Origin of the sequence: Cupriavidus sp. 2TAF22 (assembly GCF_052115045.1) — a bacterium.
Taxonomy (GTDB): domain Bacteria; phylum Pseudomonadota; class Gammaproteobacteria; order Burkholderiales; family Burkholderiaceae; genus Cupriavidus.
This window is the reverse complement of record NZ_JBFRFX010000028.1, coordinates 1-23,625: the sequence shown is the minus strand read 5'-3', so window position 1 is coordinate 23,625 and position 23,625 is coordinate 1. Positions and strand designations below refer to the sequence as shown.

General features: G+C 68.9%; 22 protein-coding genes. 14 read left to right on the top strand and 8 right to left on the bottom strand.

Annotated elements, in window-relative coordinates; translation table 11 throughout:
• Positions 1-35 precede the first annotated feature (35 nt).
• Positions 36-1,031: a Bug family tripartite tricarboxylate transporter substrate binding protein gene (locus tag AB4Z48_RS28140; RefSeq protein WP_441620055.1), complete on the top strand. Its 996-nt coding sequence runs from the start codon at positions 36-38 to the stop codon at positions 1,029-1,031.
• A gap of 126 nt (positions 1,032-1,157) precedes the next feature.
• On the opposite strand, the gene AB4Z48_RS28135 is transcribed toward AB4Z48_RS28140, so the two are convergent.
• Positions 1,158-1,847 (bottom strand): response regulator transcription factor, encoded by a 690-nt coding sequence (locus AB4Z48_RS28135; protein WP_441620053.1) that lies wholly within the window; start codon positions 1,845-1,847, stop codon positions 1,158-1,160.
• A 253-nt stretch (positions 1,848-2,100) separates the two neighbouring features.
• On the opposite strand from AB4Z48_RS28135, the gene AB4Z48_RS28130 reads away from it, so the two are divergent.
• Together AB4Z48_RS28130 and AB4Z48_RS28125 are read left to right on the top strand one after the other, a co-directional pair.
• A complete protein-coding gene (locus tag AB4Z48_RS28130) occupies positions 2,101-2,799 on the top strand; it encodes a response regulator transcription factor (RefSeq protein ID WP_441620175.1) in 699 nt (232 codons plus the stop codon).
• Complete coding sequence (locus AB4Z48_RS28125; RefSeq protein ID WP_441620051.1) at positions 2,796-3,557, top strand: hypothetical protein; 762 nt, start codon at positions 2,796-2,798, stop codon at positions 3,555-3,557. The genes AB4Z48_RS28130 and AB4Z48_RS28125 overlap by 4 nt, the downstream gene beginning before the upstream one ends.
• A gap of 94 nt (positions 3,558-3,651) precedes the next feature.
• Here the strand turns inward: AB4Z48_RS28125 and AB4Z48_RS28120 are convergent, their stop codons facing one another.
• The 4 genes from AB4Z48_RS28120 to minC form a co-directional block, all read right to left on the bottom strand.
• Positions 3,652-4,734 carry a porin gene (locus AB4Z48_RS28120; protein ID WP_441620049.1) on the bottom strand — a complete coding sequence of 361 codons (1,083 nt, stop codon included), beginning with the start codon at positions 4,732-4,734 and terminating at the stop codon, positions 3,652-3,654.
• Positions 4,735-5,003: 269 nt separating this feature from the next.
• The gene (gene minE / locus AB4Z48_RS28115; protein ID WP_006164360.1) at positions 5,004-5,258 is read right to left on the bottom strand and encodes a cell division topological specificity factor MinE; all 255 of its coding nucleotides are present in this window, start codon (positions 5,256-5,258) and stop codon (positions 5,004-5,006) included.
• A gap of 15 nt (positions 5,259-5,273) precedes the next feature.
• Positions 5,274-6,089, bottom strand: coding sequence for a septum site-determining protein MinD (minD, locus tag AB4Z48_RS28110; RefSeq protein WP_441620047.1), 816 nt, complete (start codon positions 6,087-6,089; stop codon positions 5,274-5,276).
• A 61-nt stretch (positions 6,090-6,150) separates the two neighbouring features.
• Positions 6,151-6,975, bottom strand: a complete 825-nt coding sequence (gene minC, locus AB4Z48_RS28105) for a septum site-determining protein MinC (RefSeq protein ID WP_441620045.1) — start codon at positions 6,973-6,975, stop codon at positions 6,151-6,153.
• A 219-nt stretch (positions 6,976-7,194) separates the two neighbouring features.
• Between minC and AB4Z48_RS28100 the strand changes: the two genes are divergently transcribed.
• From AB4Z48_RS28100 to kdpE, 8 genes are all read left to right on the top strand, one after another.
• Positions 7,195-8,166 (top strand): magnesium and cobalt transport protein CorA, encoded by a 972-nt coding sequence (locus AB4Z48_RS28100; protein WP_441620043.1) that lies wholly within the window; start codon positions 7,195-7,197, stop codon positions 8,164-8,166.
• Positions 8,167-8,379: 213 nt separating this feature from the next.
• A complete protein-coding gene (locus AB4Z48_RS28095) occupies positions 8,380-8,547 on the top strand; it encodes a hypothetical protein (protein ID WP_441620041.1) in 168 nt (55 codons plus the stop codon).
• Complete coding sequence (gene kdpF, locus AB4Z48_RS28090; RefSeq protein WP_006164365.1) at positions 8,547-8,636, top strand: K(+)-transporting ATPase subunit F; 90 nt, start codon at positions 8,547-8,549, stop codon at positions 8,634-8,636. Before AB4Z48_RS28095 ends, kdpF begins: the two co-directional genes overlap by 1 nt.
• A complete protein-coding gene (gene kdpA / locus AB4Z48_RS28085) occupies positions 8,636-10,456 on the top strand; it encodes a potassium-transporting ATPase subunit KdpA (protein WP_441620039.1) in 1,821 nt (606 codons plus the stop codon). The genes kdpF and kdpA overlap by 1 nt, the downstream gene beginning before the upstream one ends.
• A gap of 76 nt (positions 10,457-10,532) precedes the next feature.
• Positions 10,533-12,761: a potassium-transporting ATPase subunit KdpB gene (gene kdpB / locus AB4Z48_RS28080; RefSeq protein ID WP_441620037.1), complete on the top strand. Its 2,229-nt coding sequence runs from the start codon at positions 10,533-10,535 to the stop codon at positions 12,759-12,761.
• A gap of 82 nt (positions 12,762-12,843) precedes the next feature.
• Positions 12,844-13,485 carry a potassium-transporting ATPase subunit KdpC gene (gene kdpC, locus AB4Z48_RS28075; RefSeq protein ID WP_441620035.1) on the top strand — a complete coding sequence of 214 codons (642 nt, stop codon included), beginning with the start codon at positions 12,844-12,846 and terminating at the stop codon, positions 13,483-13,485.
• A gap of 221 nt (positions 13,486-13,706) precedes the next feature.
• The gene (locus AB4Z48_RS28070) at positions 13,707-16,607 is read left to right on the top strand and encodes a DUF4118 domain-containing protein (RefSeq protein ID WP_441620033.1); all 2,901 of its coding nucleotides are present in this window, start codon (positions 13,707-13,709) and stop codon (positions 16,605-16,607) included.
• Position 16,608: 1 nt separating this feature from the next.
• Positions 16,609-17,304, top strand: a complete 696-nt coding sequence (kdpE, locus tag AB4Z48_RS28065) for a two-component system response regulator KdpE (protein WP_441620031.1) — start codon at positions 16,609-16,611, stop codon at positions 17,302-17,304.
• A 24-nt stretch (positions 17,305-17,328) separates the two neighbouring features.
• Here the strand turns inward: kdpE and AB4Z48_RS28060 are convergent, their stop codons facing one another.
• The 3 genes from AB4Z48_RS28060 to AB4Z48_RS28050 form a co-directional block, all read right to left on the bottom strand.
• A complete protein-coding gene (locus tag AB4Z48_RS28060) occupies positions 17,329-18,888 on the bottom strand; it encodes a sulfatase-like hydrolase/transferase (protein ID WP_441620029.1) in 1,560 nt (519 codons plus the stop codon).
• Between the two features lie 80 nt (positions 18,889-18,968).
• Complete coding sequence (locus AB4Z48_RS28055) at positions 18,969-19,913, bottom strand: Bug family tripartite tricarboxylate transporter substrate binding protein (protein WP_441620173.1); 945 nt, start codon at positions 19,911-19,913, stop codon at positions 18,969-18,971.
• Positions 19,914-19,957: 44 nt separating this feature from the next.
• Complete coding sequence (locus tag AB4Z48_RS28050) at positions 19,958-20,167, bottom strand: hypothetical protein (RefSeq protein ID WP_441620027.1); 210 nt, start codon at positions 20,165-20,167, stop codon at positions 19,958-19,960.
• Between the two features lie 56 nt (positions 20,168-20,223).
• On the opposite strand from AB4Z48_RS28050, the gene AB4Z48_RS28045 reads away from it, so the two are divergent.
• The 3 genes from AB4Z48_RS28045 to AB4Z48_RS28035 form a co-directional block, all read left to right on the top strand.
• Positions 20,224-20,823 carry a MarR family winged helix-turn-helix transcriptional regulator gene (locus AB4Z48_RS28045; protein ID WP_441620026.1) on the top strand — a complete coding sequence of 200 codons (600 nt, stop codon included), beginning with the start codon at positions 20,224-20,226 and terminating at the stop codon, positions 20,821-20,823.
• A gap of 91 nt (positions 20,824-20,914) precedes the next feature.
• Positions 20,915-21,646, top strand: a complete 732-nt coding sequence (locus AB4Z48_RS28040) for a tetratricopeptide repeat protein (RefSeq protein ID WP_441620024.1) — start codon at positions 20,915-20,917, stop codon at positions 21,644-21,646.
• A gap of 233 nt (positions 21,647-21,879) precedes the next feature.
• On the top strand, positions 21,880-23,625 hold a 1,746-nt coding region (locus AB4Z48_RS28035), incomplete at its 3' end, for a transglutaminase family protein (protein ID WP_441620022.1).

Here is a 23,625-nt window from a genome sequence, read left to right as displayed (position 1 = left end):
CTTCGTCTCTTACCGTCCCTGCCGTTTCCCCGCCAATGTCCGTTTCCCGCCGATTTCCCTTGCTGGCCGCCGCGCCCGTGTTTGCCGCCGCCGTGGCGAGCCTGTCTGCCGTGCCCGCCCGCGCCGCCGACGCATATCCCTCGCGTCCGATCCGCCTGATCGTGGCCTACCCCACCGGCGGCATCAGCGACGCCGTGGCGCGCGCGCTCGGCGAGCGCCTGTCGGCGCAGATGGGCGGCTCGGTGGTGGTGGAGAACAAGGCCGGCGCCGGCGGCAGCATCGGCATCGACGCCGTGGCCAAGGCCGCGCCGGACGGCTACACGCTGGGCTTCGCCTCGACCAGCCCGCTCACGCTCAACCCGCACGTGGGCCACGTCAACTACGATCCGCAGCGCGATATCGCGCCGGTGATGAGCGTGATGTACTCGCCGGTGCTGCTGGTGGCCACCCAAAGCTTCGCCGGCAAGACTTTCCAGGACCTGCTGGCGCAGGCCAAGGCCCGGCCCGGCTCGGTGCGCTGGGCCACCTCCGGCCTCGGCACGGTCGGCCACGTGATGCTGGAGCACGTCAAGTCCAGGGCCCAGGCCGACCTGACGCTGATTCCCTACAAGGGCGCAGGCCAGCAGATGAACGACGCGCTCGGCGGGCAGTTCGAGGTGATGAGCACCAACGCCAGCCCGGTGCTGACCCAGCACATGCAGGCCGGCCGCCTGCGTGCGCTGGCGGTGGGCGCGCCCAAGCGCATCGCCTCGATGGCCAATGTGCCGACACTGGCCGAGCTGGGCTATCCCAAGGCCAACCTGACCTCGACCTTCGGCATCTTCGCGCCGGCGCACACGCCGCCGGCCATCATCGCCAGGCTGAATACCGAGCTGAACAAGGCCCTGGCCGAGCCCGAGGTGCGCGAGCGCCTGCTCAAGGGCGGCGAGGTGCCCACCGGCGGCACCGCCGCGCAATTCGCCGCGGCAATCCGCGCTGAGTACGACGACAACGCCCGCATCGTGAAGGAAGCCGGCATCAAGGCCGAGTAAGCAGCCATATCGGGACGACCGGTCCTGGCGTCGTTGCGCGGCGCGCGGCATACGCGTGCCGTCTGCGGCCGCGTGGCTAGCCAGGACCGCCTCGCGCGGTCCCGGGCGCCCGCCGGGCGCGTCCGCTCAGCCCGGCTCGACCAGGTCGAGCCGGCAGCCGGTGGCGTAGACCGATGACAGCCGCACGCCATTGCGCGGCTCCAGCGCCAGCTTGGTGCGCACGCGCGACAGATGGCTGTCCAGCGTGCGCGACGCCGGCGGCATCGCACGCCGCCACACGGCCTGCTCGATGGTCTGGCGCAGCAGCAACTGCCCGGCATGCCGGAACAGCAGCGCCGCCAGCTCGAATTCCTTGGGCGCCAGCCTGACCTGGCGCTCGTTGACGAAGACGCGCCGCTCGGCCAGTGCCAGGCGGTAGGGCCCCAGCGTCAGCTCGCTGCGGGCCTGCACCACCGGCTCGCGGCGCAGCAGCGCCCGCACGCGCGCCGCCAGCTCCGCGCGGCGGACCGGCGCCGGCAGCACGGCATCGGCGCCGAGCGCAAAGCAGTCGGCGATATGCGCATCGCCGTCCTGTTCGCTCAGCAGCATCACCGGCAGTTCCTCGCCCAGGGTGCGCCGCACCCACAGCAGGACATCCCGCGCCGAGATGCCGGGGATCTCCCACGTCATCAGCAGCAGCGCGTAAGGCTCGCTGCGCAGCGCCTGCATCAGCGCGCCGCCCTCGCGAAAGCGCCGCGAATCATGCCCGCTCAGCGTGAGTGCCTGCTCCAGCAGGATGGCCCGGGCCGGATCGTCCTCCAGTACGGCGATTCGCATGCAGTCCTCTCCTCATGGTGATGTGCGGTGATGGTCTTCGCCGCGGGCTTGCGCGGCGAAGGCCGTGCGGGAAATCTTAGCGTCGCCCCGGGGCGCGGCGGATGTGCCGCCGCGTTGCCCGCCGTCGAATGCGAAAACTCTCACGTGCCCGCGCGCGGCCGGGGCATCTAATTCCGGAAGCCCCGCATCGTCGGGTCGTCCCCCGGGGTGAAATCCCCCCGAAACAACGCGAGACCGGCCAAATACCATGGGAATGAAGATCGCTTCACTGGAAGACCAGCCCGCCGAGGCAGCCCTGATCCGGCAGATCCTCGGCGAGGCGGGCCATGAGTGCATGACCTTCTCGCGCAGCCGCGAGATGCTGCTGCGCCTGCGCGAGGAAAACTTCGACCTGCTGCTGCTCGACTGGCACATGCCCGATCTCTCCGGCAAGGAGGTGCTGACCTGGGTGCGGGCCAACCTGGACCGCCGCGTGCCGGTGATGTTCGTGACCGGCCGCACGGCCGAGGAAGACATCGTCGACGGCCTCGCCACCGGCGCCGACGACTACATGCTCAAGCCGGTGCGACGCGGCGAGCTGCTGGCGCGCACCGAGTCGCTGCTGCGGCGCGCCTATCCGGAGCCCGGCGGCGGTGGCGCGCGCGTCGCGCTGGCCGGCTACCTGTTCGATTGCGCCGCGCGCACGGTGGTCCACCGGGCCACGCCGCTCAGGCTCACGCCCAAGGAGTTCGACCTCGCCGTGCTGCTGTTCCGCAACGAAGGGCGCATCGTGTCGCGCGACCATATCGTGGCGGCGGTGTGGGGGCGCGAGATCTCGCCGCTGTCGCGCACCATCGATACCCACATGTCGCGCGTGCGCAGCAAGCTGGCCCTGACCCCGGAGCACGGGCTGCGTCTGCTGCCCGTCTACACGCATGGCTACCGGCTCGAACTGACGCCGGCGGCCGCATGATGGCCTGGCTGGGCCGGGAGGCCGTGCGCATGGCGCGCTGCCTGCTGGCGGCAGCGCGCCGTCTCGAACGGCTCGGGAAGCTTGTCTCCGGGAGGGCGGGAGGCACGCCCGCGAAGTCCGCGCAGGCCCGGTACGACGAAGCGGCGCAGGCATCCTGGCAGATCATCCGGCACGGCCTGTCGCACGACCTGCGCACGCCGCACAGCGCGATCCTGGCGCTCGTGGCGCTCAGGCTCGCTGCGCCGCCGCTGCTGACATCCGGGGAATTCGCCACGCAGGCCGCCGGCTGCGCCAGGGCCTCGCTGCGCCTGGTCGACGATCTCGCGCGGCTGCTGCGCGAGCTGCAGCATGACTACCGCATGGAGCGGCTGGAGTGGAATGCGCTGGCGGGCCCGGCGGCGCAGGCGGCCTGGAACGCGGAACAGCCTGGCCGGCATATCGTGCTCTCGCCGCTGCCGCAGCAGTTCGGACAGCATGGCGACCCTGCCATGCTGTCCGAACTGCTGCGCGTGCTGATGGCACTGTCGCTGGATGCCGCCCGCGAGGGCTCGCCGGCGCGGCTGCGCCAGCGCATCTGCGGCGGCGTCTGCCGGCTGTCCGGGCCGCGCATCGCCGAGGCCGGTGACGCTGGCGGTGCCGGTGCCGGTGCAGCGGATGCCGGTGCCATGCAGTTCTGCAAGCGGGTGCTGCTGCGCCACGGCGGCCTGCTGCGCACGGATACCGACGCCTGGCATATCGAGCTGCCCATGCTGCCGTAGAAAGCAAGAAAGCCCCCGAAGGGGCTTTCTTGCGGTCTGAAGCGCCCCCGCGTGGGCGGGGACGTGCCCGTGAAGGCGATCAGATCAAGCGCAATCAGAAAATGTGGCGGATACCGACAGCTGCGCCGGTCTGATTGTTCTTGCCCGGCAGTTCGGTCTTCGTGCCGCCGGTCAGCTTGTTGTAGTCCACGGTGCCGTAGACCTGGGTGCGCTTGGACAGCGAGTACTCGGCCAGCAGCACGCCGGTGTAGCGGTTGCCCGAGCTGTTGGCAACGCCGTTCACGTCCTTGACGTGATCGCCGTAGAACACGCCGGTCAGCGCCAGCGCCGGGGAGACCTGATAGGTCATGCCGAGGTAGCCGATGATGTCCTTGCGCGGGTTGGCAGTGAAGTTGCCGGCCGGCACCGCGTTGATGGAGCCGGCAGCGAGTGCGTCGCCGTTCAGGCTGGCGTCGACCGAACCGGTACGGTCCTTGCCGCCAACGTAGCCGAGGAACACCTTGGCTGCGCCGAAGCTGTACTTACCGGCTGCGCCCCACATTTGCTGCTTGTTGCCGTTGGCGTCGCGGGTTTCCTGGTACACGCCGCCGATACCGAACGGACCGAAGGCGTACGCAGCGCGCGTGCCCCAGTATTGCGACGTCGTGAAGCTGCCTGCCTTTTCACCGAAGCCGTAGCTGGCGCCCACGTTCAGGCCGCCGAACTTGCCGTCGTAGCTGACGACGTTGTCGTTACGGAAGTTGGTCAGGAAGAACGGCCAGGCGTTGCCCGTGTAGTTGCCGATGGTCAGCGGGTCGAAGTCGCCGAACAGCGTAAAGCCTTCGGTGTACTGGCGGCCCAGCTTGATGGTGCCGAAATCGCCGGCCAGGCCGACGTAGGCTTGACGGCCGAACAGGCGGTTGCTCTGGTTGGCGCGGCCGGTATCAGGATCGAAGCCGTTTTCCAGCTGGAAGATCGCCTTCAGGTTGTTACCCAGGGCTTCGCTGCCCTTGATACCCCAGCGGCTGTTGGTGATGGCGCCGTTGGTCAGCTGGAACAGGTTATCGTTGGCGCCGTTCGAGTTGCTGGTGTAGCGGATGCTCTGGTCAACGATACCGTACAGGGTGACGGAGGATTGTGCGTACGCGCTGCCGGCCAGCAGCGTGCCAATTGCAAGGGTCAGGGCTGATTTCTTCATAGTGCTCCTTTTCTGTTCTGTCGTGTCCGCGGCCGGATCGCGGCGGCGGACGAGTTTACGTTTCGTGTAAACGCCGCGAAAATTTAACAAAACAGAAAAGATTAAGACACTAATCAACGTTGCAGAACGCCCACAGACTTGCAAATGGTGCATAAAGCGTTGTGGCGCCGCGACAATTTCTCAATTTAGTGCGTCGCCGCATGACGTTGGCGCTACCTGTCAACCCTACCGCCAAAGGGGCGCGCGCAAGCCCCGGAGCGGCGCTTCGCCTAGCCCTGCGGGATCTCGATCTTGACTTCGAGGACCTCCAGGTTGTCCTGGCGCTCCAGGCTCACGCGCAGGTCCTGGTCACTGATTTTCACGTATTTCGAAATCACCGCGACCAGTTCGCGTTGCAGGGCGGGCAGATAGTCGGCCGGCGCCGAATGGCCGGTGCGTTCATGGGCGAGGATGATCTGGAGCCGCTCCTTGGCAACGGAGGCGGATTTCTTTTTCTCGCCGAGCAGGAAGGACAGAATCGACATGATGGCAGGCCCTCCTTACTTGTTGCCGAAGATGCGGGAGAGCAGCCCCGGCTTCTGGTAGTCGGTGAAACGCATCGGCTTGTCCTTGCCGAGGAAGCGGTCGACCACGTCGCCATAGGCGTCGGCCACGTCGCTGCCTTCCAGGTGGATGGCCGGCGTGCCCTGGTTGGACGCATGCAGCACCGCTTCCGATTCCGGCACCACGCCGATCAGCTTGATGCGCAGGATCTCCTGGATATCGGTCAGCGACAGCATTTCGCCGCCATGCACGCGCTTGGGGTTGTAGCGGGTGATCAGCAGGTGTTCCTTGATCGGCTCGCCGCCTTCGCTGGCGCGCTTGGTCTTCGAGGCCAGGATGCCGAGGATGCGGTCAGAGTCTCGCACCGAGGAGACTTCCGGGTTGGTCACGACCAGCGCTTCGTCGGCGAAATACATGGCCAGCAGGGCGCCCGACTCGATGCCGGCGGGCGAGTCGCACACGATGAACTCGAAGCCCATGTCGATCAGGCCGTTGATGACCTTCTCCACGCCTTCCTTGGTCAGGGCGTCCTTGTCACGCGTCTGCGAGGCCGGCAGGATGAACAGGTTCTCGCACTTCTTGTCCTTGATCAGGGCCTGGTTCAGGTTGGCTTCGCCCTGTACCACGTTGACCAGGTCGTAGACCACGCGGCGCTCGCAACCCATGATCAGGTCTAGGTTGCGCAGGCCGACGTCGAAGTCGATCACGGCAGTCTTGTGGCCACGCAGGGCCAGGCCGGCAGAGAAGCTGGCGCTGGTGGTGGTCTTGCCTACGCCCCCCTTGCCGGAGGTCACAACGATGATTTTTGCCATGGCTCTTGGATCCAGTAATGGTTGAAGCTTGCGCTGCTGTGGTCGGTGCTCTGCGGCGGTGTTACTTCATCCGGAGCGGTTCGAGGATCAGTTTTTCCCCGGCCAGCCTTACCTGGGCGGGCTTGCCCAGCACATCGGCGGGCAAGGACAGTTCGCCGGTGCGGTAGATGCCGGCGATGGAAAGCAGTTCGGGCTCCAGGCAGGTGCAGAAGATGCGCGCCTGCGCGTCGCCCTTGACGCCCGCCAGCGCGCGGCCGCGCAGCGGGGCATAGATATGGATGTTGCCTTCGGCGATGACCTCGGCGCCGTAGCTGACCAGGTCGAGGATCACCACGTCGCCGGCGGCGTAGATCTGCTGGCCCGACCGCAGCGGCTTGTCGATCAGCAGGGTGGGCACGCTGCGCGCGGCGGCTTGCGCCACGGTGGCGGCCACCGCCTCGGCCGTGGTGGCCGCCGGAGCCGCCCCGGGAGCCGGCTCGGCCGGGGCTTGCGCCTGTCCGCCGGCCGGTGCCCCGGGGGGCGCTTCGGCCTGGGTCGCGGCCGGCGCGGCCTCGTCGCGGCCGCCGCGGCGGCTATGGCTGTCCAGCAGCGGCAGGCCGAAGGACGCCGCCCAGTCACGCTGGGCTTCGCGCGCCACCACGCCGATGGCGCGGGCCTTGAGCTGGGTCAGGGTCTCGATCACCATGTCCAGCGCGATCCGGTCGTCGCCTTCCAGGCGGCGCAGATCCAGCGCGACGACATCGTTGGAGAAGAAATCAGGGGTCGATTCGAAGCGGGACAGAAGGTCGTCCCGCAGCGCTGCCATGTCAGCGGACTTGAGAGCGAGGAGGAGGGCGTCGACATTGCCACTGCGCAGCTCGAAGCGTGGCGATTTCTTCTGGGACATAGTCGGTGACCGTGGAAATGGGACATTCTAACGTCAGCTGGAGGCAGAACTGTAACAAATACCCCCGCAATCCTCTCCAGTGCCGGATGGGGCGCGCACGAACCGGCCCCGCCGCATCCCCGCGCAGGGAACGACACTCGCTGCCGCCCTCCCTCCGCGCAGCTTCCCGCCGGGCCCGCGCTCTTGTTACGATTGCGCCATCCAGACAAGGGAGTATGCATGGGTGCAATCGTCAATAGCGTGGCCTACCGCGACGGCAAGCGGCTGGGGGATGTGGCGGTGGACAAGATCAGCGACGCCATCGCCGTGCCCGGCACCTTTGTCTGGCTCGGGCTGCACGAGCCGGACCTGCCGCTGCTGCGCAAGGTGCAGCAGGAATTCGGCCTGCACGACCTGGCGGTGGAGGATGCGCTCGACGCACACCAGCGGCCCAAGCTGGAGACCTACGGCGATTCCATCTTCATCGTGCTCAATACCGCCCAGCTGGTCGACGAGGAAGTGGTGGTGGGCGAGACCCACCTGTTCGTCGGCCCGAACTATGTGGTGTCGGTCCGCCACGGCGTCAGCAGCAGCTACACCCCGGTGCGCGAGCGCTGCGAGAGCGATCCGCGCGCGCTGGCCAACGGCCCGGGCTATGTGCTCTATGCGCTGATGGACTTCGTGGTGGATCACTACATGCCCATCGTCACCCGGCTCGAGGATGCCTTCGAGCAGCTCGAGCAGGGCATCTTCCGCGATGAGTTCGACCGCGCCGCGATCGAGCACCTGTACCACATCAAGCGCCAGGTATTGCGCCTGCGCAACGCGGTCTACCCGATCGAGGAGATCTGCGGGCAACTGATCCGGCTGCACGAGGAACTGGTGCCAAAGGAGCTGCGCGCCTATTTCCGCGACATCGAAGACCACGCCAGCCGCCTGGTGCGCACGCTCGACGTGGTGCGCGAGATGCTGACCACGGCGGTGCAGGTGAACCTGGCGCTGGTCACCGTGGGCCAGAACGAGATCGTCAAGCGCCTGGCCGGCTGGGGCGCCATCCTGGCCATTCCCACGGTGGTGTTCAGCCTGTACGGCATGAACTTCAGTTTCATGCCGGAACTGAAGTTCCACTACGCCTACCCGACGGTGATCGGCGTGACCGCGCTGGCCTGCGCGGGACTCTGGCGAAAACTGCACAAGTCGGGCTGGATCTAGCCGTCCGCGGCAGGCGGGACAAGGCTTTCCCCAGGCGGGCGACGCCCCCGGGACGGCCGGCCTTCCTTTCCGGCATCGGCGTGGCCGGCACCGGCGCACGCGCGCCGGCCCGTCATTTTTATATCTTCTTTACACCCCCCTCCCCCCTCTCTACCCCGTTTTTACCGCTCGATCCTTAACCTCCCAGCTGTGAATCACTCACGGTGTATTGCCATGGACGGGATCTATTTCATCGGTTTATTGCTGTTCGGTGCGCTGACTGGCGCACTGCTGGCGCTGTGCGCCGCACTTGGCGGCAAGCCGCCAAGTGCGGCCGACGGCCCGGGCGCGCAACGCGCCGACGCGCGCCGCAAGGACAGCGCTACCGACAGGGGGCTGTGATGGACTGGGCCGACCTGCTGGGCGGCGTGCTCGCCGTCGCTGTCTTCATCTACCTCCTGATTGCCCTGTTCCGGCCGGAGAAATTCTGATGTCAACCGAATTCCTGGGACTTCTTGTCCTGTACCTCGCCATCCTGCTGGCGCTCGCGCCCTTCCTTGGGCGCTATATCCGCCGCGCAATGGAAGACGGCGCATATCGGGCGACCGCCTGGGGCCGGCCGTTCGAGCGCCTGCTCTACCGCGTGGGCGGCGTGCGCGCCGACGCCGAGATGGGCTGGAAGCAATACGCGGTGGCGGTCATCGTCTTCAATATGCTGGGCGTGGTGGCGGTGTACGCGCTGCAGCGCCTGCAGGGCTGGCTGCCGCTGAACCCGCAGGGCTTCGGCGCGGTCTCTCCCGACCTGTCGTTCAACACCGCCGTGAGCTTCGTCGCCAACACCAACTGGCAAGCCTACGGCGGCGAATCCACCATGAGCTATCTCACGCAGATGCTGGCGCTCACGGTGCAGAACTTCGTCTCGGCGGCCACCGGCATCGCCGTGGTGTTCGCGCTGATCCGCGGCTTCGCGCGCCAGAGCGTGGCCACCATCGGCAACTTCTGGGTGGACATGACGCGCAGCACGCTGTACGTGCTGCTGCCGTTGTCGGCCGCCGTCGCCATGGCGCTGGTCAGCCAGGGCGTGATCCAGAATTTCGACGGCTACAAGGATGTCGCGCTGGTGACCCCGGTCGAGTACAGCCAGCCCAAGGTGGACGCCGCCGGCCAGCCCGTGCTCGACGCCAAGGGCGCGCCGGTGCTTGACGCCATGAAGACAGACAAGCAGACGCTCGCCATGGGCCCGGTGGCTTCGCAGGAAGCCATCAAGATGCTCGGCACCAACGGCGGCGGCTTCTTCAATGCCAACTCGGCGCACCCGTACGAGAACCCGACCGAGCTCGCCAACCTGATCGAGATGCTGGCCATCTTCCTGATCCCGGCGGCGCTGTGCTTCACGTTCGGCGAGATGGTGATGGACCGCCGGCAGGGCGTGGCGGTGCTGGCGTCGATGGCGGTGATCTTCATCGTGATGGCGTGCGTGGCGGCGCTGTCCGAGCAGCAGGCCAATGCCGCGCTGGCGGGCTTGCCGATCGATCACGCGGCCAGCGCGCTGCAGGCCGGCGGCAATATGGAAGGCAAGGAGACCCGCTTCGGCATTGCCGCCAGCGCGCTGTTCGCCACCATCACCACGGCGGCCTCGTGCGGCGCGGTCAACGCCATGCACGACTCGTTTACCGCCATCGGCGGGCTGGTGCCCATGCTGCTGATGCAGCTCGGCGAAGTCGTGTTCGGCGGCGTCGGCTCGGGCCTGTACGGCATGCTGGTGTACGCGGTGCTGGCGGTGTTCATTGCCGGGCTGATGATCGGCCGCACGCCGGAATACCTGGGCAAGAAGATCGAAGCCTACGAGATGAAGATGACCGCCGTGGCGATCCTGGTCACGCCGCTGCTGGTGCTGCTCGGCACCGCGGTGGCGGTAATGGCCGATCCGGGCCGCGCAGGGGTGTTCAACCCCGGCACGCACGGCTTCTCGGAAATCCTCTACGCGCTCTCGTCGGCGGCCAATAACAACGGCAGCGCCTTCGCCGGGCTGTCGGCCAACACGCCGTTCTACAACGTGCTGCTGGCCGCGGCGATGTGGTTCGGCCGCTTCTGGATCATCGTGCCGATCCTCGCCATGGCGGGCTCGCTGGCGGCCAAGAAGCGCCTGCCCGTGACCGGCGGCACCATGCCCACGCACGGCCCGCTGTTCGTGGTGCTGCTGGTCGGCTCGGTGCTGATGGTGGGCGCGCTCACCTATATCCCGGCGCTGGCGCTGGGGCCGGTGGCGGAGCAGCTTCAGGGCGCCGTGGTCACGGCGGCAGGAAAGTAGCCAGGGGATGGCCGCCCGGCAGTGACCTTCACGCGGGCGGCATCTCGAAGCAGATCAGCGTATTGCGGAGAAACGCATGCAACAAGAATCGATGGTGACGCGCGGCAAGCAGTCCGGCGCGGCACCTGCAAACACCACACCGGCGGCCCCCTTGGGTGCGCCGGCCCACGGCACGCACAAGGGTGGCGGTCACCAGCGCCCGCCGCGCGGCGGCATGTTCGCCCCCGAGCTGGTCAAGCCGGCCCTGCTCGACGCGCTGAAGAAGCTCGCGCCGCGCGACCAGCTGCGCAACCCGGTGATGTTCGTGGTCTACGTGGGCAGCATCCTGACCACCATCCTGTTCTTCCGGGCCCTGTTCTCGCCCGCCAGCGCGGGCGGCGAGAGCGCGGGCTTCATCCTCGCGGTCTCGGTCTGGCTGTGGTTCACCTTGCTGTTCGCCAACTTCGCGGAGGCGCTCGCCGAAGGGCGCAGCAAGCAGCAGGCCGAAGCCCTGCGCGGGCTCAAGACCACCGTCACCGCCAAGCTGATCAAGGAAGGCCGGCGCGACTGGCGCGCCGCCGGCGCCACCGAGGCGCGCGCGGCCACCGCGCTGCGCCGCGGCGACGTGGTGCTGGTCGAGGCGGGCGACATGGTGCCCGGCGACGGTGACGTGATCGAAGGCGTGGCCTCGGTCGACGAGAGCGCCATCACCGGCGAGTCCGCGCCGGTGATCCGCGAATCGGGCGGCGATTTCTCGTCGGTGACCGGCGGCACGCGCGTGCTGTCCGACTGGATCGTGGTACGCATCACCACCAATCCCGGCGAAAGCTTCATCGACCGCATGATCACCATGGTCGAAGGCGCCAAGCGCCAGAAGACCCCGAACGAGCTGGCGCTGACCATCCTGCTGGTGGGCCTGACCATCGTGCTGCTGCTGGCCACCGCCACGCTGCAGCCGTTCTCGGTGTACAGCGTGTTCGTGGCCAAGGCCGGCATGCCCGTGACCATCACCGTGCTGATCGCGTTGCTGGTGTGCCTGATCCCGACCACCATCGGGGGGCTGCTGTCGGCCATCGGCGTGGCGGGCATGAGCCGCATGATGGAGGCCAACGTGATCGCCACCTCCGGCCGCGCGGTGGAAGCCGCCGGCGACGTGGACGTGCTGCTGCTCGACAAGACCGGCACCATCACCCACGGCAACCGCCAGGCATCGCGCTTTATCGCCGCGCCGGGCGTGGGCGCGCAGCAGCTGGCCGAGGCCGCGTGGCTGTCGTCGCTGGCCGACGAGACGCCCGAGGGCCGCAGCATCGTGACGCTGGCGCGCCAGCAGTCCGGCGCCGCCGCGCCCGATATCAGCGCGCTGCGCCCGATCTTCGTGCCGTTCACCGCGCAGACGCGCATGAGCGGCGTGGACGCGGGCGGCCGCAGCGTGCGCAAGGGCTCCGCCGACGCGCTGCGCAAATACGTGACCGAGCGTGCCGGCAAGTTCCCCGACGCCGTGATGCAGGCCGTGGACGACGTGGCCCGCGCCGGCAGCACGCCGCTGGTGGTGGCGGAATCGTTCGACGACGGCCGCGGCGAGACGGTGCGCGTGCTGGGCGTGGTCGAGCTCAAGGACATCGTCAAGTCCGGCATCCGCGAGCGCTTCGGCGAACTGCGCAAGATGGGCATCAAGACGGTGATGATCACCGGCGACAACCGCCTCACCGCCGCCTCGATCGCGGCCGAGGCCGGGGTCGACGACTTCCTCGCCGAAGCCACGCCCGAAGCCAAGCTCAAGCTGATCCGCGACTACCAGGCCGAAGGCCGCCTGGTGGCGATGACCGGCGACGGCACCAACGACGCGCCCGCGCTGGCGCAGGCCGACGTCGCGGTGGCCATGAACAGTGGCACGCAGGCGGCCAAGGAAGCCGGCAACATGGTCGACCTCGACAGCAACCCGACCAAGCTGATCGAGATCGTGGAGATCGGCAAGCAGATGCTGATGACGCGCGGCTCGCTGACCACCTTCAGCGTGGCCAACGACGTGGCCAAGTACTTCGCCATCATCCCGGCGGCGTTCGCCACCACGTATCCGCAGCTCGACCGGCTCAACGTGATGGGCCTGGCCACGCCGGCCTCGGCCATCCTGTCGGCGGTGATCTTCAATGCGCTGATCATCGTGGTGCTGATCCCGCTGGCGCTGCGCGGCGTGGTGTACCGCCCGCTCGGCGCGGCCGTGCTGTTGCGGCGCAACCTGCTGATCTACGGGTTGGGCGGCATCCTGGTGCCGTTCGTGGGCATCAAGATCATCGACATGATCCTGGTGCTGTTCGGCTGGGCGTGAGCCGCGCCGCCCGCACAAGGCCCGGCCAGGGCCCGACCCGGGCTCGATCCGAGCCCAGACAAAGACATTGAACGGAGTCATCATGCCTACCCCAGTCACCGCCGCGCCCCAGGGCCGCGGCACCAGCGGCCAGCCCGGCACACCCATCCAGGGCGGCCTGCTGCGCCCGATGCTGACGGTGTTCGTCGCACTGTCGGTCGTCACCGGCCTGCTCTATCCCGGCGTCATCACCGGGCTGTCGCGCGCCGTGTTCCCGCATCAGGCGGCCGGCTCGCTGATCGTCAAGGATGGCAAGGCGGTCGGCTCGGAGCTGATCGGCCAGCCTTTCTCGGACCCGAAGTATTTCTGGGGCCGCTTGTCGGCCACCGCGCCGATGCCCTATAACGGGGCCGCCTCGTCCGGCTCCAATCTCGGCCCGAGCAACCCCGCGCTGACCGACGCCGCCCGCGGCCGCATCGAAGCGCTGCGCGAAGCCGATCCCGCCAACCAGGCCCCGGTGCCGGTGGATCTGGTGACCGCCTCGGCCAGCGGGCTGGACCCGCATATCAGCCCGGCCGCCGCGCAATACCAGGCGGCGCGCGTGGCGCGCCTGCGCGGCTTGCCGCTCGAGCGCGTGCAGGCCCTGGTGGCGGCCAACACGGAAGGCCCGCTGCTGCACGTGATGGGCGATCCGGTGGTCAATGTGCTGCAGCTGAACCTGGCGCTGGATGCAGAGAAGCAGTGAGCTGGCGGGCGCAAGCGCCTGCCCGGATGCCTGCCGGTTTGCTCGCCTCTCCCGCTTGCGGGGGAGGCGCCGGGGGAGAGCAGGCAACTACCCCCGGGCACCTCGCGCGGCCGTGGTGCATCCCCTGTCGACTCCGTCCGGGCCGCAATCGCACGGGCGCCCGCGCGTAGCCGTGGCACAATCCTCGACATCCATTCGCCCTCCGCGTGCTGAAGCCCCACATGCCTGATACCGCCACGCGCGACACTCCGCCGCGGCCCGATCCCGACGCCTTGCTGCAGCGCATGCAGGCGGAGGGCGAGCGCGCCGCGCGCGGCAAGCTGCGGGTGTACTTTGGCGCGTCGGCGGGCGTGGGCAAGACCTTTGCCATGCTCACCACGGCGCGCGCGCTGCGCGAGCAGGGCAGCGACGTACTGGTCGGCGTGGTGGAGACGCATGGCCGCGCCGAGACCGAGGCGCTGCTCGATGGCCTCGAGCGGCTGCCGCTGAAGGCGATCCCGCATCCGCGCATGGATGGCCGCGTGCTGCAGGAATTCGATCTCGACGCTACGCTGGCGCGTCGTCCGGCGCTGGTCCTGGTTGACGAGTTGGCGCACTCCAACGCGCAGGGCAGCCGCCATCCCAAGCGCTGGCAGGATATCGAGGAGCTGCTGTCGGCCGGGATCGATGTCTGGACCACGGTCAACGTCCAGCACCTCGACAGCCTCAACGAGGCGGTCGGCGGCATCACCGGCATCCGCGTGTGGGAGACCGTGCCCGACACCGTGTTCGACGGTGCCGACGAGGTGATCCTGGTGGACCTGCCCGCCGACGAACTGCTGCGGCGCCTGCGCGACGGCAAGGTCTACATGCCGGAGCAGGCCCGCACGGCGGCCAGCAACTTCTTCCGCAAGGGCAACCTGATCGCGTTGCGCGAGCTGGCGCTGCGCCGCACCGCCGACCGCGTCGACGACGATGTGCGCGCCTACCGCCATGCCGAATCGATCCGTCCGGTGTGGCGCACGCGCGAAGCGGTGCTGGCCTGCATCGGCAGCGGCGACGATGCCGCGCAGGTGGTCAAGAGCGCGCGGCGGCTGGCCGGCCAGCTCGATTGCGACTGGCACGTGGTCACGGTCGCCACGCCGCGCCTGGCGCCGCTGGCGGCGCAGGAGCGCGCCAACCTGGAAGAGGCGATGCGGCTGGCCGAGGAACTCGGCGCGCGCACCGAGACCCTGGCCGGCAACGATATCGTGCAGGCGGTGGCCGGCTACGTGCGTCGCCACAACCTGACCAAGGTGGTGGTCGGGCGCGCGCCCGGCGCGTGGCACCGCCAGGGCGGTGGCGTGCTGGCGCGCGGACGCGCGCTGCTGGCGCTGTCGCTGTCGCCATTCCTGGGCGCGCGCGCCTGGCTGTTCGGCCGCCACAGCTTTGCCGACTCGCTGGCGCTGGGCTGCCCCGAGATCGACGTGATCCGGGTCGCCGCCGACGCCATGGCGGCCGATGCGCGCGGCCGCGTGCACGCGGCTGCCCGCAGCGATATGCGCGAAGACGTGCGCGAGGACCGCGAGGCCGTCGATGACGGCAGCGTGGCGGCGCGCCGCGTCGACTACCTGTGGGCGGTGGCATGGTGCGCGGGCGCGAGCCTGCTGTCGGCGCTGGCGCGACCGTGGTTCGAGCTGGTCAATATCGCCATGCTGTTCCTCGCCGCGGTGGTGGCGGTGGCGCTGCGCCACGGGCGCGGTCCGGCCGCGCTCGCCTCGGTGGTGTCGGTGGCCGCCTTCGATTTCTTCTTCGTGCCGCCGCGGCTGTCGTTCTCGGTCAGCGATGTGCAATACCTGGTGACCTTTGTCGTGATGCTCGCGGTCGGGCTGGTGATCGGCCAGCTCACCGCGGGGCTGCGCGAGCAGGCCAGGGTCTCGGTCCAGCGCGAGACCGAGGCGCGCACGCTCTACGAGCTGGCGCGCGAGCTGTCCGCCGCGCTGATGCCCGAGCAGATCATCGCCATCGGCAGCCGCTTCCTGCAGGCCGCGCTCGGCGCGCGCTCGGCCTTTTTCCTGGTCTCGCCGAAGGGGCGCCTGCTGCCGCCGGTGATCGACCCGGCGCAACGCGGCAGCGACGCCATCGACCCCGTGCTTGCGCAATGGGTGTTCGACCACGGCAAGCCCGCCGGCACCGGCACGCACACGCTGCCCGGCAGCACGGTGCTCTACCTGCCGCTCAAGGCGCCGATGCAGACGCGCGGCGTACTCGCGGTGGAGCCGCAGGTATGGCGCGCCTTCGCCCAGCCCGAGCTGCGCCGCCAGGTCGATGTGTTCGCCACGCTGATCGCCATCGCGATCGAACGCCTGCACTATGTGGAGGTCGCGCAGCAGGCGCTGCTGTCGATGGAATCCGAGCGCCTGCGCAGCTCGCTGCTGGCCGCCGTGTCGCACGACCTGCGCACGCCGCTGACCAGCCTGGTCGGCATGGCCGAGACCATGCAGCGCGCCGAGCTGTCGCCGTCGCTGGCCGAGACGGTGCGCGCGATGCGCGAGCAGGCCCTGCGCATGCGCACCATGGTGATCAACCTGCTCGACATGGCCCGCCTGCAAAGCCGCGACGTGCGCATGCAGAAGGAGTGGCAGTCGTGCGAGGAAATGGTGGGCGCGGCGCTGGCCGGCATGCGCGATGCGCTGTCGCGCCATCGCGTGTCGGTGGCGGACCTGTCCGCGCTGCCGCTGGTGGAATGCGATGCCGTGCTGATGGAGCGCGTGCTGTGCAACCTGCTGGAGAACGCCGCCAAGTACACGCCGGCGGGGACCGCCATCCGGGTGTCGGGCGAGGTGGCCGACACCGAGGTGCGGTTCGCGGTGGAAGACGAGGGGCCCGGCGTGCCGCGCGGGCAGGAACAAGCGATTTTCCAGAAGTTCACGCGCGGCGAGCGCGAATCGGCAACCGCCGGCGTGGGCCTGGGCCTGGCCGTGTGCGAGGCCATCGTGCAGGCGCACGGCGGGCGCATCTGGGTGGAGAATATGGAGCGCGGCGGCGCGCGCTTCGTGGTGGCGCTGCCGCGTGGCACGCCGCCGGCGATCGAGCCGGAACCGGACCCGGACCCCGTGCCCGGCATCGCCGCAAGGGCAGCAACAGACAAGGAACCAGACTGAGATGGCTTTCGATTTTTCGCCCACGGTACTGCTGGTCGAGGATGAGCCGCATATCCGGCGCTTCGTGCGCGAGGCACTGCAGGCCGAGGGCTGCACCATACACGAGGCCGAGACGCTCAAGCGCGGCCTGATCGACGCCGGCACCCGCCAGCCCGACGTGGTGATCCTCGACCTCGGTCTGCCCGACGGCGACGGCATGACGCTGATCCGCGAGATGCGCACCTGGACCGAGGTGCCGGTGCTGGTGCTGTCCGCGCGCTCCGGAGAAGACGACAAGATCGCCGCGCTCGACGCCGGCGCCGACGACTACCTCACCAAGCCCTTCGGCGTGGGCGAACTGATCGCCCGCGTGCGCGTGCTGCTGCGCCGGCACGCCCGGCTCAACCCGCAAGGCACGCCGCTGATCGCCTTCGGCGAAGTGCAGGTCGACCTGGCCAACCGCGTGGTCACGCGCGCGGGCGATGCCATCCACCTGACCCCGATCGAGTACCGCCTGCTGGCCGTGCTGATCGCGCACCGCGGCAAGGTGATGACACACCGCGAACTGCTGCGCGAAGTGTGGGGGCCCGCGCATTCGGAGAGCAGCCACTACCTGCGCGTCTACATGGGGCACCTGCGGCAAAAGCTGGAGAAGGACTCCACGCAGCCGGTGCATCTGATGACCGAGCTGGGGGTGGGATACCGCTTCGTGGGATAAGGGGTGAGGGCGCCCCCCTCGCCCTCACCACACCCCGAAGAACACCCCCGCCTGCTTATACACATTGGTCTTCGCCGCCACCTCGTCATTGCTCACCGTCGTCCGCGGCTTGAGCGAAGAGAACCATTCGAGCAGGTGCATCCGCATGGCGGCACGCACGGATTCGAAGCCGGCATCCTGGCCAAGATCGAAGAACTCGTCCGGGTCGTTCTCCAGGTCGAACAGCTGCGGCCTGAAGCCCTGCCAGTGCACGTATTTCCAGCGCGCGTCGCGCACCATCCAGGCGCGGCATTCGCCGGGATGGCGGCCGAGCACGACGCGGGCACCGCGATAGGCGTAGTCGAGTTCGGAGACGACGAACCCGCGCCATTGCCCGCTATTGCGCGCCTGCGTGAGGTCGAGCAGCGAGCGGCCCTCCACGCGATGATCCGCCGCCGGCAGGCCAAGCGCATCGAGCACCGTAGGCACCACGTCCACCGCGCTCACCATGCGCGCATCGGCGCTGCCGCGCGTGGCATCCGCGGCAGGCGACGGGTCGTAGACGATCAGCGGGATGTTCTGCACGGTGTCGTAGAACTGTTCCTTCTCGCCGAGCCAGTGGTCGCCGAGGAAGTCGCCGTGGTCGGCGGTGAAGACGATCAGGGTGTCCTCCCAGCGGCCCAGGCGTTCGAGCTGGTCCCATAGTTCGCCCAGACGGTCGTCGATCTGCTGCACGAGCCCCTGGTAGGTGGGGCGCACCGTGTCGGAGACTTCGCTGCGCATGAAGTTGGCGCATTCTTCCTGCGTGCGGTAGGCGTCGAGCACCGGATGCGGATCCTGCAGCTCGGCGTCATGGCGCCTGAGCGGCAGGCAGTCGTCCAGCGTATAGGCGGCGTGGTAAGGCGCCGGCGCCATGTATGGCCAGTGCGGCTTGACCAGCGACAGGTGCAGCACCCAGGGCTCGTCGCCGCGCGCGGCGATATATTGCATGGCCTGGCCCACGGTGTATGCGGTCTCGGAGTGCGGCTCGGCCACGCGCGCGGGCAGGCCCGCGTTGCGCATCTGCCAGCCGGAGACGATCTCGCCTTGCGCGTTCTCGGCGCTGATCACGTAGTCGGTCCACGGGTCGGCGCTGTCGTAGCCCTGCTGGCGCAACCATTCGGCATAGGCGCTGCGCGGCTCGGCGTGGTGGCCGTCGTGCCGGTCCACTTCGACGAAGTGGCCGCTGCGCAGCAGCGTCTCCATCTCGCCGGCGCCGTCGAGGTGCAGCCGTTTCATGTTCGCGTTGTCCGGCATGACGTGGGTCTTGCCGGCCAGCGCGAGCGTTCGCTGGCTGTCCTTGAGGTATTCGCCGAGGGTGACTTCGCCCACCGATAGCGGCACGCGGTTCCAGGTGGCGCCATGGCTGCTCGGGTAGCGTCCGGTATAGAAGCTCATGCGGCTCGGCCCGCACACGCCCGAGGTGACGAAGGCCTTGGTAAAGCGCACGCCGCGCCTGGCGAGGGCGTCGATGTTCCTGGTGCGCAGCGTGGGGTGGCCGTAGCAGCCCAGGTGGTCCTGGCGCAGCTGGTCGCACATGATGAAGAGGGTGTTGCGGGTGGGCATGGCGTGCTGGATCTGGTTGGGCGCCGATACGAATTCATCGATGCGACGAATAACAGGAGGCTGTATTTCGCCGGGTTTTTTCAGTCCCCCGTATAACCGGAGCTCTTTACCACCGGGCCCCAGCGTCCGGCGTCGGCCGCCAGCACCTTGCCGAACTGCTCGGCGCTGCCGGTCTGCGGCTCCAGTCCCAGCTTGAGGAAGCGCTCGCGCAGGTCGGGCGATTGCAGCGCATGGACGATCGCCGTGTTGAGCCGGTCGAGCGTGGCCCTGGGCGTGCCGGCCGGCGCCAGGAAGCCATAGCGGCCGACGCCTTCGATGTCCTTGTAGCCCAGTTCGGTGAAGGTCGGCACGTCGGGCAGGGCGACCGAGCGCTGCGTGCCGGAACTGGCCAGCACGCGGATCTTGCCGGCGCGGTGCATTTCGGTCATGTCGGCCAGCGTGTCGACCGACGCCGGCACCTGGCCGCCGACCAGGGCGTTCATCAGCGGTGCGGAGCCGTTGAACGGCACGTGCAGCATCTCCACGCCGACCTGCCTGCCGAACAGCAGGCCAAAGAAGTGCGGAATGCTGCCAAGCGCGGGCGAGGCGTAGGAGTTGTTCCTGGCCGGACTGGCCTTGAGCCAGTCGATGTACTCCTTGAGCGACCTGGCCGGCGTGCCGGGCCCGGCAGCCAGCGCCAGCTGGAAATTGGCGATCTGCGCCACCGGCACGAAGTCGTGCTGGATATCGTAGTTGAGCTTGCGGTAGACCTGCGGCGCGATGGTCATCACCGCCGAGTTGGCCACCACCAGGGTGTTGCCGTCGGCGGGCAGGGTGCGGGCATAGTCCATCACCAGCCGGCCGCCGGCACCGGGCTTGTTCTCGATCACCACCGTCTGCTTGAGCTCTTCGCGCAGCTTGTCGCCGACCAGGCGGGCCGCGAGATCCGCGGTGCCGCCGGCGGGATAGCCCACCAGGATGCGCAGTGGGCGCTCGCTCTGGGCGAGTGCCGGGGTGGCCGGCAGGATGGCGGACAGGGCAGACATGGCGGCCAGGGTGGGGACGAGCGCGCGCAGCAGTTTGGCGGGGTTCACGGTTTCTCCTTTTGGGTTCGGCGGCTTGTCGCGCCGCCAGCGGTGCTGGCGGCGGCGAGGCCGGCCAATTTATCGATACGGCCCGGGCGCGCCAACGACGGATTTCGCGCATCGATCTGCGCGCCGTGCGTCTTGCCTTGCGCTGCCTGGCCATACCCCGGCGAGTGCGGAATGCGCCGCGGCGAGCCGGTTTTATATAGACCCATGGACGCTAACACCCACCCATATAATTGACAAAATCAACCAATTTTGCGGGTGCGGCATGAACGAAGCCATCAGGGACGGCGAGGACCGGGACGCAGCCTGCGCCGCGCAGGGCGAGCCGGCGGCGGACGCCGGCCACACCCTGCAGCATCCGGCCCGGCTGGCCGATTTCCTGAACTACCGGCTCTACCACCTGACCCGCGTCGCGCTGAACGCCAGCGGACTGCACCTGCGCGCGGCGGCGGGCGTGAGCCGGCGCGAGTGGCGCATGCTGTCCTTTCTCGGCGAGCAGCCCGGCACGCGCCTGACCGAGCTGGCGCTGAGCGCCGGCCTGGACAAGGTGCTGGCCAGCCGCGCGGTGCATGCCCTGATGGCGCGCGGCCTGGTGCGGCGCGACACGCGCACCCAGGACCGCCGCGCCGCGGCCTTCGCGCTGACCGCCGAGGGCGAGGCGGTGTACCGGCTGGCCTTTGCCCAGGCGCAGGCGTTCAATGCCCGCCTGGCGAGCTGCCTGGCACCGGACGAAGCGCGCGTGCTGGCGGATTGCCTGGCGCGCCTGCATGCCGAGGCGCAAGCCCTGCTGGCGCAGGCCGAGGCCCTGCCCAGCACCGTACCCATCCCTGCGCCGGCAGCGCCGGACTGGTGGCGCCTGCCGTAAGTTCTCCGGCTGGATTGCGACTGCTACTGGCGACTTCCTAAGCCTACACTTGTAGACTTGGAGTGAGCGCGTGCCTTGCCTGGAGCCTGCCATGCCGCCTGTCCGTCTCTTTTCGCCGTCATGGTGCGCGGTCAACGCCGCCGCCGCCGCCCTGGGCCTTTCCCTCTGTCTTGCCGCGGCGCCGCCTGCCGCGGCGGCAACCCAGCCGCCGGTGCCGGCGCAGGCGCTGACGCAGCAGGCCGTGGCCGCCTACGATGCCGGCGCCTTCGATGCGGCCCTGCGCGACTTCGCCAAGGCGGCCCAGCAAGGCAACCGGCTGGCGCAGTTCAACTACGCCATGATGCTGCTGCGCGGCGAAGGCACGCCGGTGCGCCCGCAGGAGGCGCTGATCTGGCTGCGCCGGGCGGCCGACAACGACATGACCCACGCCCAGTTCACTTTCGGCGAGCTTTACGAGCACGGGGACCTGGTGCCGCGCTCGCTCGAATCCGCCAACGAGTGGTACCGGCGCGCGGCCGAAGGCGGCCATGTGCAGGCCCAGGTGGCGCTGGCCACCAACTATTTCACCGGGCGGGGCGTCTCGCGCGACTACGGCAAGGCCTTCCAGTGGTACAGCCGCGCCGCCACCGCCGGTGACAGCGGCGCCCAGTACATCGTCGCCAGCTATTACGAGCGCGGCGAGCCGGGCGTGGTGGAGAAGGATATCGAGCAGGCCAAGATCTGGTACGCGCGCTCGGCCTCGCACGGCGACCCGGGCGCGCTGGCCAAGCTGCGTTCGCTGCTCGAGCAGGGACTCAAGGCGAAGCGCGGCGGCGCCATGTAGGACGCCATTTAGGATGCCATGTAGGGGCGCCGGTCGGGCGCCATGGCCGGGCATCATGGTCAGGCGTCATGTCATGCTGCGGTAGCGTTGCCGTGCTGGCATGGCGGGGCACCGCGCCGGAAGGGAGGTCCTCCGGCAGCGGCGCCCGGGTCCCCGGGGCCTTGGCCATCGCGGGGCGGTACAACTCTTGCTTGCTAGAGACGGCACAAATTCTGCGCCAATGGGAGGCCTTTGTGGCAACGCACGTCGCACTGAATCACGTCACCCACTACCGGTATGACCGGCCTGTGAAGCTATCGCCGCAGGTGGTCAGGCTCCGGCCCGCCCCGCACTGCCGCACACCGATCCTTTCGTATTCGCTGCGCATCGAGCCCGAGCAGCATTTCATCAACTGGCAGCAGGACCCGTTCGCCAACTACCTCGCCCGGCTGGTGATCCTCGAGCCGACCCGCGAGTTCAAGATCACCGTCGACCTGGTGGTCGAGATGGCGGTCTACAACCCCTTCGACTTCTTCCTCGAGCCCTACGCCGAGCAGTTTCCGTTCAGCTACGACCCGGGCCTGGCGCACGAGCTGGCGCCGTACCTGGTCACGGGCGAGCCGACCCCGCGCTTCGCCGCCTTCGTGGAAAGCATCCCGCGCACGCCGCAGCGGACCATCGACTTCCTGGTGGCGCTGAACCAGCGCCTGCAGGAAGACATCCGTTACCTGATCCGCATGGAGCCCGGCGTACAGACGCCGGAGCAGACCCTGGAATCCGGCGCTGGCTCCTGCCGAGACTCCGGCTGGCTGCTGGTGCAGACGCTGCGGCATCTCGGCCTGGCGGCGCGCTTCGTCTCCGGCTACCTGTTGCAGCTGACGCCGGACGTGAAGGCGCTGGACGGCCCCAGGGGCGCCGAGGCGGACTTCACCGACCTGCATGCCTGGTGCGAGGTCTACCTGCCGGGCGCGGGCTGGGTCGGCCTGGACCCCACCTCCGGCTTGCTGGCCGGCGAGGGCCATATCCCGGTGGCCTGCACCCCCGAGCCTGGCAGCGCGGCGCCGGTCAGCGGCGCGGTGGACCAGAGCGAGGTCGCGTTCCACCACGAGATGTCCATCACGCGCATCTATGAATCGCCCCGCGTGACCAAGCCCTACACCGAGGCGCAATGGCAGGCGGTGGCGGCGGTCGGCGCCGAGGTCGACCGCCGGCTCGATGCGCAGGACGTGCGCCTGACCATGGGCGGCGAGCCGACCTTCGTGGCGGTCAAGGACCGCGACGGCGCGGAGTGGAACACCGATGCGCTCGGCCCCACCAAGCGCGGCTATGCCACCGAACTGGTGCACAAGCTGCGCGACCGCTACGGCAAGGGCGGCTTCCTGCACTACGGCCAGGGCAAGTGGTATCCGGGCGAGCAACTGCCGCGCTGGGCCTTGTCGATCTGCTGGCGCGCCGACGGCCAGCCCTGCTGGCAGGACCCGTCGCTGTTCGCCGACGAGCGCCATCCGGCCGACTACACCCACGCCGACGCACACCGCTTCCTCGACAGCCTGGCCACGCGCCTGGGCCTGGACCCCGCTTTCGTGCAGCCCGGCTATGAAGACACCTGGTATTACCTGTGGCGCGAGCGGCGCCTGCCGGTCAACGTCGACCCGCTCGAGTCGCGGCTGGACGACGAGATGGAGCGCATGCGCCTGCGCCGCGTGTTCGGCGCGGGCCTGGCGCAGGTGAGCGGCTACGTCCTGCCGCTGCGCCGCGCCGGTGCCGAGGAGGCACCGGCCCTGCACGGCCAGCGCTGGGTCAGCGGGCCCTGGTTCTTCCGCGACGACCGCATGTACCTGCTGCCGGGCGATTCGCCGATGGGCTACCGCCTGCCGCTCGATGCGCTGCCCTGGGTCAGCGAGGCCGACTACCCGTGGCAGTTCGACCAGGACCCGTTCGCGCAGCGCGGGCCGCTGCCCACGGGCGCGCAACTGCGCGCGCAGTGGCCGGGCCAGCCG